Annotated in this window: 10 protein-coding genes; all 10 read left to right on the top strand. The window is 41.3% G+C overall.

The window, feature by feature from the left end:
- Positions 1 to 4 precede the first annotated feature (4 nt).
- Positions 5 to 1,303 (top strand): PAS domain-containing sensor histidine kinase, encoded by a 1,299-nt coding sequence (locus tag HRT55_RS10770; RefSeq protein WP_291621135.1) that lies wholly within the window; start codon positions 5 to 7, stop codon positions 1,301 to 1,303.
- Positions 1,303 to 2,643 (top strand): sigma-54 dependent transcriptional regulator, encoded by a 1,341-nt coding sequence (locus HRT55_RS10775; protein WP_291621137.1) that lies wholly within the window; start codon positions 1,303 to 1,305, stop codon positions 2,641 to 2,643. The genes HRT55_RS10770 and HRT55_RS10775 overlap by 1 nt, the downstream gene beginning before the upstream one ends.
- 386 nt (positions 2,644 to 3,029) lie before the next feature.
- The gene (gene fliE / locus HRT55_RS10780) at positions 3,030 to 3,392 is read left to right on the top strand and encodes a flagellar hook-basal body complex protein FliE (protein ID WP_291621138.1); all 363 of its coding nucleotides are present in this window, start codon (positions 3,030 to 3,032) and stop codon (positions 3,390 to 3,392) included.
- Positions 3,393 to 3,605: 213 nt separating this feature from the next.
- The gene (fliF, locus tag HRT55_RS10785; protein WP_291621329.1) at positions 3,606 to 5,297 is read left to right on the top strand and encodes a flagellar basal-body MS-ring/collar protein FliF; all 1,692 of its coding nucleotides are present in this window, start codon (positions 3,606 to 3,608) and stop codon (positions 5,295 to 5,297) included.
- A complete protein-coding gene (gene fliG, locus HRT55_RS10790; protein WP_291611421.1) occupies positions 5,290 to 6,345 on the top strand; it encodes a flagellar motor switch protein FliG in 1,056 nt (351 codons plus the stop codon). The genes fliF and fliG overlap by 8 nt, the downstream gene beginning before the upstream one ends.
- Positions 6,346 to 6,444: 99 nt before the next feature.
- Positions 6,445 to 7,236 carry a flagellar assembly protein FliH gene (fliH, locus tag HRT55_RS10795; RefSeq protein WP_291621139.1) on the top strand — a complete coding sequence of 264 codons (792 nt, stop codon included), beginning with the start codon at positions 6,445 to 6,447 and terminating at the stop codon, positions 7,234 to 7,236.
- A gap of 73 nt (positions 7,237 to 7,309) precedes the next feature.
- A complete protein-coding gene (gene fliI, locus HRT55_RS10800) occupies positions 7,310 to 8,665 on the top strand; it encodes a flagellar protein export ATPase FliI (protein ID WP_291611425.1) in 1,356 nt (451 codons plus the stop codon).
- Positions 8,666 to 8,737: 72 nt separating this feature from the next.
- Entirely contained in the window at positions 8,738 to 9,181 is a 444-nt protein-coding gene (gene fliJ / locus HRT55_RS10805; RefSeq protein WP_291621140.1) for a flagellar export protein FliJ, read from the top strand.
- Positions 9,182 to 9,383: 202 nt separating this feature from the next.
- Positions 9,384 to 11,468, top strand: coding sequence for a flagellar hook-length control protein FliK (locus HRT55_RS10810; RefSeq protein ID WP_291621142.1), 2,085 nt, complete (start codon positions 9,384 to 9,386; stop codon positions 11,466 to 11,468).
- Positions 11,469 to 11,606: 138 nt separating this feature from the next.
- On the top strand, positions 11,607 to 12,167 hold the full coding sequence (gene fliL / locus HRT55_RS10815) for a flagellar basal body-associated protein FliL (protein WP_291621143.1): 561 nt from the start codon (positions 11,607 to 11,609) through the stop codon (positions 12,165 to 12,167).
- Positions 12,168 to 12,301: the final 134 nt, after the last annotated feature.

Genomic DNA, 12,301 nt, shown 5'->3' on the forward strand with positions numbered 1-12,301 from the left:
ATGTATGGCACAAGTTATGGCACAAGCAATACCTTCAGTAACCCCCCCTATGATAGAGTCAGGCGCCATTGCTGCGTTTAACTCTGTTAATGATGTTGAGGCGAGTAAACCGTCTTTGCTGGAGCAAGAAAAGTTCCCCGGTGAATTAGCTGCTTTGCGAGCACAAGTAATACAAAGTAAAAAGCATAGCTTCTCCCCACGTACTCTGGTTAACACTAACCATACACCAAACTTAAGCACAGAAAAGCAGGGTCCTAGTGATATTTTACTAGCCGATCAGCTGATAGAATTAATGCCAACAGGCCTAGTTATGCTTGATGGTAATGGTATTGTGGTAAAAATAAATCAGGTGGCTAGAGACTTACTTGATGAGCCAATACTAGGTCAGCCTTGGTTTAATGTTATAGCCCGTTCATTTAATCCTCGTGAAGGTGATTGGCATGAAATTTCCCTGAAAGATGGTCGCCGGGTTAAATTAGAAATCACCAGTTTAGGTGCTCAGCCTGGACAGTTAATCATGATCACCGACCTCACAGAAACCCGTTTATTACAAGATAAAATAGCGCAAATGCAGCGCCTTTCCTCATTAGGGAAAATGGTTTCCACCCTAGCTCATCAAATTCGTACACCTTTATCTGCTGCAATTTTATATGGTGAAAACTTAACGAGCAATAAATTACCAGAAACAGCAAGGGTTAACTTTCAAGAGAAATTAAACGCCCGTTTACATGATTTAGAACAGCAAGTGAATGATATGCTGCTTTTTTCTAAAAGTGGTAAGGAGCAAGTTGTTGCGCCTATCGCCGTTAATGCCTTAATTGATGGTGCGGTTGCTTCTATGGACGCGCTAATAAGCAAAGCGGGCGCAGCAGTCAAAGTACAGGTCTCTGAAAACGAGCTTTATATTTTAGGTAATAAAAATGCCTTAACAGGCGCTATTCAAAATTTATTGCATAACGCCTTAAATGCCATGAGTGCATTACCAGCGAGCAGTGGCGCTAAAATCATTGCTCCCTTGATAAATATTCAAGTATATAGCCAAAGTAACCATCTCTATTTAAGTGTTAAGGACAATGGTCCTGGTATTGACGCTAAATTTAGCGATAAAATTTTTCAGCCTTTTTATACGTCAAGCAGTAAAGGCACAGGTCTTGGTTTAGCTGTGGTCAAATCAGTGATAAACGCTCATCAAGGTGAGGTGAATTTACTTAACCAGGTCGATACAGGTGCACATTTTGTTATTAAATTACCGCTACTCGAACAGGGTAGCGTGATGAACGATAGTCCAGTGGGAGAGTGCTAATGACTGAACATAAAATTCTTGTGGTTGAAGATGATGCCGGTTTACGTGAAGCCTTAGTTGATACCTTGTCATTAGCGGGTTATCGCTGTATAGAGGCTGACTCCGGTGAAGCGGCATTATTACAGTTGAAAAACCAGCACGTTGATATTGTTGTCAGTGATGTGCAAATGGGTGGCATGTCGGGTTTATCGTTACTTAGAAGCATTAAAAACCAACAGGTAAACTTACCTGTATTATTGATGACAGCATATGGCACCATTGATGATGCGGTACAAGCTATGCGAGATGGTGCTTGTAACTATATTGCTAAGCCCTTTGCACCGCAAGTATTACTCAATATGGTTAGCCAATATATTCCGCCGAAAAAGGTTAATAAAAATGAGCCTATCGTTGCCGATAAACGCTCATTAGAACTACTCATTTTAGCTAAGAAAGTCGCCAGTACAGATGCTTCTGTGATGATCCTTGGACCCAGTGGCTCAGGTAAAGAAGTATTAGCGCAATATGTACATAACCACTCTAAACGAAGTGAGCAAGCTTTTATTGCTATCAACTGTGCGGCTATTCCTGAAAACATGCTGGAAGCTACCTTATTTGGTTATGAAAAAGGCGCTTTTACCGGCGCTATCCAAGCCTGTCCAGGAAAGTTTGAACAAGCTCAGGGCGGCACTATTTTGCTTGATGAAATCACCGAAATGGACTTAGGCTTACAAGCCAAAATTTTACGAGTATTGCAAGAACGTGAAGTCGAGCGTTTAGGCAGCAGAAAAATCATTAGCCTCGATGTCCGTGTTATAGCAACCAGTAATAGAGACTTAAAAGCTGCGGTAAGTGATGGCAGCTTTCGAGAAGATCTATATTATCGCCTTAACGTTTTCCCACTTACGTGGTTATCTTTAGCGCAGCGAGTTGATGATATATTTGTCTTAGCTGAGCACTTAGTTTCCCGTCATTGTCAAAAAAATGGCGAGTGTATCCCCGAGTTTTCGAGTGCTGCCCGTAGTAAACTTAACGCTTACCATTGGCCTGGTAATGTTCGTGAATTAGATAATGTTATCCAAAGAGCACTTATCTTACATACGGACCAGCTGATTGATGCGAGCGACTTAATGATTGAAAACTTTGATACCGCATTAGTGATTGAGTCAGAGCAAGTCACTCACAAGGAAGATAAGCTAGGCAGTGAATTGAAATTGCAAGAGCATCAAATCATTCTTGATACCTTACAAGCTTGCCATGGTAGTCGTAAAGCGGTTGCCGAGCGCTTAGGTATTAGCCCACGTACCTTACGTTATAAAATTGCAAAAATGCGCGACTCAGGTATAGAAATCCCCGCATAGTTTTTTCACTTTTCTGTGCGTAGTTATCACTAACGGATAGTGACAACTAAGCAGACAAATACCCCAAACAAAATCAAAAGCCATTATTGCTATTTACTAGTAAAATGGTTTTTTCTATTAGTTATCCCCCCCCTTGGTAAAACTAATACCAGTTTCATTAAGTTTGTGATCTTGTTGTGCATAGGAAAAATACTTCAGGGCAAGGCGCTCGATTGAGTAATAGCTGGCTATTGGGATTGAGAGCAACGCTGACATGGAGTATTTAAACCAGCACAAGTGAGCAATAATTTAATGAAATTGGTATAAATAACGCTTTTGGCACTATGCTTGCAATCCCATTGATATATCTTGTTTAACGTAAAAATATTGACAAAAGTGAGCGCACTATGGATATCAAAAGCAACTCTCTATATAGCCAAATGCAAAATATGTCGCTACAAGCCATGGGTAACAAATTACCTTCAGCTGATGCCATGGGTGTCAATGGTATTGATGGTAACAGTGTTGGTAAAATCAATGACTCAAGCAGTAGCTTTGGTAGCATGCTAACAGATGCCTTACAAAGCGTTAATGAATTGCAAAAAGAATCAGGTGACCTGAAAAGATCTTTTGAGATGGGCGACTCTAACGTCACCCTGGCTGAGGTGATGATTGCTTCATCTAAATCAGGTATTGCCTTGGATGCCACCATACAAATACGTAATAAGTTTGTTGATGCGTATAAAGAGATAATGAGCATGCCAGTCTAATTTAGTTGGCCTAAACGCAAAAATAGCTGCGTTACTTTCAATCGAAATAGACGAGCTATATCTCATCCAAGTACCTTGCTCTTGATGGTTTATCCTCAACTAAATAACAATATTATAGGTATTATTCGTCGAGAGATACCTTGGTAAAAAACAGTACAGCGGAGAAGTGAAGTGGCAGATACAAACGCAATGGTAGCAACTGATAGCGGTGATATGCTTGCCAGCGAAGCCGATAGTGGCGCGATGGAAGAGCAAAAATCAGGATTCGCTGCCTCATTAGGCAATGTTGATATTTTAAGGCAAATGACCATAGTGGTTGCCTTGGCTATTTGTTTAGCTATTGCGGTATTTGTCATTATGCTGGCCAATGAGCCTGAGTATCGCTTCTTGTCGAAGTTACCAACAAAACAACTGATTACCACTATGGATTTTCTTGATGCTAATCAAGTGGAATACCGTCAAGAAAACAACACTATTTCAGTACCTACCGATGAATATCAAAATGTTAAATTACTACTCGCACGCGAAGGCTTGAACGATGAGCTTTCAGAAGGTGAAGATATTCTAATGAAAGACATGGGCTTTGGCGTTAGCCAACGCCTTGAGCGAGAGCGATTACAATATGGCCGAGAGCAGCAACTGGGCAAAACCGTAGCGCAGCTGCAAAGTATTAGTCGTGCTAAAGTTTTATTAGCTATCCCACGTGAAAATGTTTTTGCTCGTCGCGAAAAAAGCCCATCCGCTACTGTGGTATTAACCATGCGTCGTGGCAAAATTTTATCCGATGAAGAAGTTGATGCTGTGGTCGATATTATTGCCTCGGCAGTGCAAGGTTTAAAGCCAAATCGTGTCACCGTTACCGATCAAAATGGTCGTTTACTTAATTCTGGCTCGCAAAATTCTTTTTCATCTCGCTCTCGTAATGAGTTTGAAATTGAACAAAAGCGCGAACAAGAGTACCTGAATAAAATTGATAGTATTCTTATTCCCGTGGTAGGTCTTGGTAACTATACCGCGCAAGTAGATGTCACCATGGATTTCACGAATGTTGAAGAAACCCAGCGCCGTTATAATGCTGATTTACCCGCGCTACGTAGCGAGATGAGTATTGAAACCAGTAATATAGGTGGCGCCTTAGGTGGCATTCCTGGCGCGTTAACTAACCAGCCGCCTATTGAGTCGGTTATTCCTGAAAATGCTGTTGGCGGTCAAAAGAAAAGTATGCCGAGTCGCAAACATTCAGAGTCGACAAAAAATTATGAGCTTGATGAAGCGATTAGTCATACCAAATCGCAAACAGGTATTGTCAGACGGGTTAGTGTTTCTGTGGCTCTTGATTATGTTGCCGGCGCAGCAACTACCCCTGCTGAAGCCGGTGTCGATGCACCAGTAGCTGCAATCGTACCTCGCTCGGCGGTTGAGGTTGCTAGTATTCGCCGGTTATTACAAGGTAGTATTGGTTTTGATTTACAGCGTGGCGATGTTTTAGAAGTGCTTACCATTCCTTTTAACCGTCCTGATTTTGGTGTGGTAGCAGAAATACCTATCTGGCAACAACCTTGGTTTGTTAAAGTGCTAAAATTAGTGTTAGGAGCCTTGGTTATTATCGTTTTAATATTAGCGGTTGTTCGTCCTATGCTGAAACGTTTAATCTACCCAGACCAAACCCCTGATGATTATGGTGATAAGTCACTAGACAGCCATATTGATTTAGGTGATGAAACTATGGATATGCTGACCTCAGATTTTGATGCAGGTGCGGTAGGATTTGCTCCAGATGGCAGTTTACAGTTACCTGATCTACATCGAGACGAAGACATACTTAAGGCGGTTCGTGCGCTAGTAGCAAATGAGCCAGAATTATCATCGCAAGTAGTGAAAAGTTGGTTGAACGAAGATGAGTGATGAACAAGAAGTCGGCGAATTAGCCGCAGCCCCTGCAGGCTTCGATGTAGAAAAGCTAGAAGGCTCTGAAAAAGCGGCAATACTATTGCTTAGCTTATCGGAAGAAGATGCCGCGCAAATATTAAAGCACCTTGAGCCAAAACAAGTACAGCAAGTAGGTACAGTTATGGCGGCAATGCAAGATTTTACCCAAGAAAAAATCACTGCTGTGCATAAACTATTTATTCATGAAATACAAAACTTCTCTACCATTGGTTTCCAAAGTGAGGAGTTTGTTCGTAGAGCGTTAACTGCGGCACTAGGTGAAGACAAAGCCGGTAATTTAATTGATCAAATTGTTATGGGCGGTGGTGCTAAAGGCTTAGATTCATTGAAGTGGATGGACTCTAAGCAAGTAGCCAACATCATTCGTAATGAGCATCCTCAAATCCAAACCATTGTTTTATCATACCTTGAGCCAGAGCAATCCGCTGAGATCATGAGTCAATTTACCGATAAAGTCCGATTAGATTTAATGATGCGTATTGCCAATTTAGAAGAAGTACAACCGGCAGCCTTGCAAGAATTAAACGAGATTATGGAGAAACAGTTCGCTGGTCAAGCGGGCGCTCAAGCGGCGAAAATGGGCGGCTTAAAAGCGGCTGCAGATATAATGAACTACCTAGATACTAATGTTGAAGGTATGTTAATGGACTCAATCCGTGAAAATGATGAAGAAATGAGTCAGCAAATTCAAGACTTGATGTTTGTCTTTGAAAACCTTGCCGATGTGGATGATCGCGGCATGCAAGCTATCTTACGTGAAGTACAGCAAGAAGCCTTAATGAAAGCGATTAAAGGCACGGATGAAGCACTAAAAGATAAGATAATGAGTAATATGTCTAAACGTGCTGCGGAAATGATGGCTGATGATTTAGAAGCTATGGGGCCGGTACGCATAAGTGAAGTGGAAGCGGCGCAAAAAGAAATTCTGTCAGTTGCTCGACGATTATCTGACGCAGGCGAAATTATGCTGGGCGGCGGTGGCGGTGGCGATGAGTTCTTATAACATCAAGCTAGCTTAGCTCATTTCATGTAAGCTCATCCCAAATTAGCTAAGCTCTGTTTTACCGAGCTTAGCTTAAATTAGCGCAGTAAAGGTACACTCATGTCAAAACTACCCATTCGTATTATAAAAGCGTCATCAGAGGATGTCACCGATGTTTGGTCTTTGCCAGATGTCCAAGGTCAACCTAGTTCAGCAGATAAAGATAAAACCAATGCTTTCGGTAAAAAAAATAACTGGGTCTATGAACCACCTGAGCCGGAAGAAGCTGAGCCACAGCCACTGACAGCACAAGAGATTGACGATATTCGAATAGCTGCCAGTGAAGAGGGCTTTAATCAGGGCAAAGAAGAAGGCTTCAGCAAAGGTTATGAAGAAGGCAAAGCTAAAGGGTTAGAAGAAGGGCAGCTACAAGGTATTGAAGAAGGTACTGAGCAAGGATTAGCGCAAGGTAAAGAGCAAATTGAGCAACTAAGTGATAAATGGCAAAAATTAATTGAACAATTACACCAGCCCCTGGCTAGCGTGGAAAAAAATGTCGAAGAGCAGTTACTTAATTTAGTTTTACAGCTAACAGAAGCTGTGGTGTTACATGAAGCGAAAACCAACCCCGACATTTTAATGACGGCAATAGCTACTGGTATCAAGAGTTTACCTAGCAGTGATGCACAAACGCAAATATGTTTAAATCCAAACGATATTAATTTAGTCGAAGCGCAATTTGGCGCAGAGCATATTGCCGAGCAAGGTTGGCGTTTACTGCCGGCACCTCAACTCCCTCAAGGTAGCTGCCAAATAGAAAACAGCACCTCAAATATCGACTTACAAATGAAAGCAAGACTAAAACAAGTGCTGGAACCTTTCTTGCAAGAAGCCTTACATCAAAGTTCTTAATTTATTGGGGCTTGATGGTTTATAGTTTAATACTTTTTAAGTTTGAAATTTTTTTCTAAAGGTAAACAATCCTATGGTTGATAGCTTACGTTTAACTGAGCGTTTAAAAAAAAGCCAACAATTTATTCATGACTTCAAGGCACCTGTTGCCGGTCGCTTAGTACGTGTTGTTGGTTTAACGCTAGAAGCGGTTGGCGTAAAAGCACATGTTGGTAGCCAATGTTTGGTTGAAACCGCACATGGTGATTTACTTGCTGAGGTGGTTGGTTTTGCACAAGATATTACCTATCTAATGCCAGAAGAAAGTCTTCGTGGTGTTATGCCAGGCGCGCGTGTATTACCTATTTCCAGTAAATTCAAGGTACCTTTATCTATGGATTTACTTGGTCGGGTAATTAACGGTGTCGGCAAACCCCTTGATGGTAAAGGGCCAATTAAATCAGATGATGATTACCATCATGATAGTAAACCGATGAATCCACTGTCTCGACGAGCCATCACCGAAGTACTTGATGTGGGTGTTCGCTCTATTAATAGTTTTATTAGTATTGGTAAAGGTCAACGCATGGGGCTTTTTGCTGGCTCAGGCGTTGGTAAAAGTGTGCTTATGGGCATGATGACTCGCGGCACTACGGCTGATGTTGTCGTTGTTGGCTTAGTGGGGGAGCGTGGCCGTGAAGTAAAAGAATTTATCGAAGAAATTTTAGGAGAAGAAGGGCTTAAGCGCGCCGTTGTCGTCGCTGCTCCAGCAGATAATTCACCGTTAATGCGCTTAAAAGGCTGTGAAACGGCAGTACAAATTAGTGAGTATTTTCGTGATCAAGGTTTAAATGTTTTGTTATTACTTGATTCCTTAACGCGCTACGCCCAAGCACAGCGTGAAATAGCCTTAGCGGTAGGTGAGCCTCCAGCAACCAAGGGTTATCCGCCGTCAGTGTTTTCAAAATTACCGCAATTAGTTGAACGTGCCGGTAATGGCGGCGAAGGACAAGGTTCTATCACCGCCTTTTATACGGTATTAACCGAAGGTGATGATTTACAAGACCCTATTGCTGATGCAGCGCGTGCTATTTTAGATGGTCATGTGGTCTTGTCTCGAGAGTTAGCCGATGCAGGACATTACCCAGCGGTAAATATTGAAGGCTCTATTTCACGGGTTATGCCTGCGGTAACCAGTGATGAACATCAAGAATTGGCAAAGCAGCTAAAACAAATGTATGCCCTTTATCAGCAAAATAAAGATCTTATCGCTATAGGAGCTTATACCAAAGGTAATGATCCACGCATTGATCAAGCAATCAACGTGCTACCAGTGATTAACTTCTTTTTACAGCAAAAGATTAATGAAGTGATCCCCTATGACCAAAGTATTGCTCAGCTACAAGAAATTATTGCTGCAGCTCATGCTCATAATCAACAGAAAGCATAGGCTTAGGCTTTTATTTAGGTTCTTGATATAAGAGCGTTGGTATAAAAAGCACTGGTTTAAAGAGTAAATTTAATGGCAATGAAGCAACTAAATACCATATTAAAGTTTGAAAAAGACAATGAGCAACGCTGTGCCGATCAGTTAAAAGTTGCTGAAAATGAGTATCAACAAAATATTACCCGCTTACAAGGCGTGGCAGACTACCGCTTAGAGTATATGAAGCGATTAAGTCAACGCGCAGAGCAAGGCTTAGACAGCGCTACTTACAGTCATTACCATGCCTTTATCGCTAAACTTGATACCGCTTCAGCGCAAGTAGAAATAGCGATGAATCAAGCAAAAGCATTAGTTGTTCAAAGTAAAAGTATTTGGCTTAAACAAAGGCAAAAAGTGAAAGCAGTTGAGCTATTACGTGATAAGCGTTTACAAAAACTGGCAGTAGCAGCAGACCGAGCAGAACAGAAGATGTTTGACGAAATCGCCACTCAGCAATTTTTACGCCGCCCCAAGCGTTAGTTATTTTGCTAAATGCTAAGTTTTAAATTGAGTTATTGGAATGATTATTGCTGTACTTAACTTATACATAGCTAGTAAAGCACTAAAAAATAACTAGCAAAGAGCTTATATAGCATTTAGATGAGCGTTTTCAGGCGAGAGTTTTCAGTAATACGCCGGATGAATTTTATTATTTTAGCTAATTTCGACAATTGGAATGACTATGCAACCAGCAAGTGTTTTACCTGTTTTTGTATCACAAGATACTGATTTAAAAACTAAAGGCTCTTCTACTTCAACAGAAAGTCGAGATAAAGAGGCTGAGTTTTCTCGTTTGGTTGAACAACATGTCAGTGATGAAAGTAAAGTAACAACTGACCGGGAGTCGCAAAGAAAAGCAGCATTATCTTCGGCAACGAATGGTAATGCTATTGCCGCTGACGGCAAAAATGACACCGATGAAGTCAATAGCCGCCAAGAAAGTGACTCTGCGGCACAAAGTACTGCTAATGGAAGTAATGGCAATACTAATCAAGACAGTGCCAATTTAGACAATACTGAGCAGTCACCGGCAACTAACCCATTGGCGAAAGATGCTGAGAACAATGAAGATAATTCAGGCAACAATAAAGCATTAACTGAATCTGAGCAGTTTATTGCGCTACTTTATAATAGCGATCAAACGTTAACTAATGCCGCGGACAAATCAAACAAGAGTGAGCAGGCTAATAGCAAACAAATTAACCCTGCCATTAATGGTACCGCCGACATTACTGATGTTAAGAATCAAAGTGAAAAAACTAGCCTAGACGCTGATGAGCAATCTAGTGAGCATAAACTTAAAGCTTTTTCAAAAGAAGACTTACTCGCCAGAGCTCAGTTAAAAGAGGGGGCTTTAGCGCTGCAACCTAGCGATAAAGTGTTAAAAGATTACCAACAATTGTTACAGTCACAGCAAAGCACTATTAAAAGCCAAAGTATCACTAGCGAGCAGTTAATGAATGCGCAATTAACTGCCGCACAGCTGAAAAACAATAAAGTAACCGATTTAGCGGCGAGCGTTGCCGTAGCCAGTAAAGGCCAACTTTCTGAGCAGGTAGACTCAGGTCTATACCAATTGCCCGTTGAACCTATTGTCAAAGGAAAGTTGACCGCTGGAGATGAGTTGCTTTTGGCTAAAGAGGCATTAGTGAAAGAATCTGCAGCTAAAACTAAAGCGGCCATAAGTGAAAGTAATGCCAGTTCAGCAGCTAAACCTTCAGGTGAGAACAGTGTCGAATTGGCAGGTGATGCCGCTGAAGCAAGTGAACAGGCAACTAAAAACGCTAACAATGCACTTGCAGCAATGACTAATAAGGCGAGTTCTAGTGAGTCTAAATTGGACCAGTCAGCTAATACCATTAATGCAACGAATGCACAGCTAAGCAAGGTGGATTTAGATAAGGTGATGGCTGAGAGAACTTCTCAAACACTAGTAACTAATGACGTTACGGCGAAAGAGCAGTCTTTAGATACACAAATAAAACAACCCTCGTTGACCAATGCCCAAGTACAAGCATTACAACAGGCTCAGCAGCAAAGTCAATCAGTAAGCAGTGAACAGCAAGCCATTGATGATACTAGTGCTGAATATGATGAAGCTATGCTGTTGTCACAAGAAAAACCAGTGGAGCAGGGGGTAAAAGTAACGAGTAAGGTGAGCGACAATATTAGCACACGTTCTTTCGCTGAGTCACAAGCACTAACCATGCAAGCGACACAAACTAAACAAGGCAATGATGCCTATATTGAGCATCAAGCGTCCGAAGTACTTAGTCATAGCGTTGCTAGCGATACTGTGCAAATTCAAAAAAATAATGTGCAACTTCAGCAAGAAACCATAGCCATTTTTAGAAAAGACTTTGCCGATGCAGTCAAAGACAAAGTTATGCTGATGATTAACCAGAAGCTACAGCAATTTGATATCACTCTGGATCCACCTGAATTTGGCAATATGCAAGTGCGTGTTAATTTACAAGGTGAGCAAGCAAGCGTTAATTTTGTAGTGCAAAACCAACAAGCCAAAGACGCATTAGAGCAGAACATGTCTAAATTAAGGGATATGCTGGCGGAGCAGGGCGTTGATGTCGGCGAAGCTAATGTTGAGCAACAAAATCAGCAGCAAAACAATGATGAACATAATGCAAACTCTGCTAATGACAGAGCATCATTATCAACAAGCCAAGATGAAGGTGATGATACGGTAGAACACGCTTTATCGGCTAAGTTGTTTGATTCTTCTGCAACTGGCGTAGATTACTATGCTTAATTGGCTAAAATGAAGTTAAGTTGATGAAAACACATTGGCTCAAAGAGTATTCAAGGATATAGTCTAACAATAAATACTATGTCATTAATTAGTCACTATTATTTTGACTTTTTATGGCGATAAATTTAAAGGATTCTCATGGCAGACGAAAACGAAAATGGTAAAGACGGCGAGTTAGAGCTAGATAACTCAGGGAAAAAGAAAAAAATGATGATTATCATCATTGCGGTTGTTGTTTTGCTCGGCGGTGGTGGTGCAGGTTACTTCTTCTTCATGGGCGATAGCGGTACAACTACCAGTCAAGCAGATATCGATGCGGCATTAGATAGTGATAGCGGCGAAGCTGCAGTAGCTGAAGCTGATTCAAGCGCACAATTGGGCTCTGCTTTATATGTGCCAATGCCTAGACCGTTTCGCTTTAATGTACCCGGTGCTGCCCGTGACCGTTTTGTTGAAATACGGGTGCAATTGTTGGTTCGTGGTGGCGATAATGAAGAGAAAGCAAAAATGCATATTCCGCTAATTGAAAGTACTTTACTGGGGATTTTCTCTCAAGCTAACGCCGATGATTTGGCAACCAGTGCGGGGAAGATTTCCTTAAAACAGCAGTCGTTAGCGGCTGTTCAGAAAATAATGACAGATGTAGAAGGTGATAAAACTGTAGAAAAGGTACTTTTTACTGGTTTTGTCATGCAATAACTAGCAGAGCATAGCCGCAATAAGTTAGCAGTAAAAGTTAATAGCACAGGTTGACAGTAGAAGTTAACAGCAAAAGATAACGTTAAATCAATCATCAATATAAGAGTTAAATTAACACTTATCTTGATGTTTTT

The organism is Colwellia sp. (assembly GCF_013214175.1).
GTDB lineage: Bacteria > Pseudomonadota > Gammaproteobacteria > Enterobacterales > Alteromonadaceae > Colwellia.

Coding starts and splice junctions, on each gene's coding strand:
- fliL (WP_291621143.1), top strand. CDS start 11,607: ATGGCAGACGAAAACGAAAATGGTAAAGACGGCGAGTTAGAGCTAGAT.
- fliI (WP_291611425.1), top strand. CDS start 7,310: ATGGTTGATAGCTTACGTTTAACTGAGCGTTTAAAAAAAAGCCAACAA.
- HRT55_RS10775 (WP_291621137.1), top strand. CDS start 1,303: ATGACTGAACATAAAATTCTTGTGGTTGAAGATGATGCCGGTTTACGT.
- fliH (WP_291621139.1), top strand. CDS start 6,445: ATGTCAAAACTACCCATTCGTATTATAAAAGCGTCATCAGAGGATGTC.
- HRT55_RS10810 (WP_291621142.1), top strand. CDS start 9,384: ATGCAACCAGCAAGTGTTTTACCTGTTTTTGTATCACAAGATACTGAT.
- fliF (WP_291621329.1), top strand. CDS start 3,606: ATGCTTGCCAGCGAAGCCGATAGTGGCGCGATGGAAGAGCAAAAATCA.
- fliJ (WP_291621140.1), top strand. CDS start 8,738: ATGGCAATGAAGCAACTAAATACCATATTAAAGTTTGAAAAAGACAAT.
- fliE (WP_291621138.1), top strand. CDS start 3,030: ATGGATATCAAAAGCAACTCTCTATATAGCCAAATGCAAAATATGTCG.
- HRT55_RS10770 (WP_291621135.1), top strand. CDS start 5: ATGGCACAAGTTATGGCACAAGCAATACCTTCAGTAACCCCCCCTATG.
- fliG (WP_291611421.1), top strand. CDS start 5,290: ATGAGTGATGAACAAGAAGTCGGCGAATTAGCCGCAGCCCCTGCAGGC.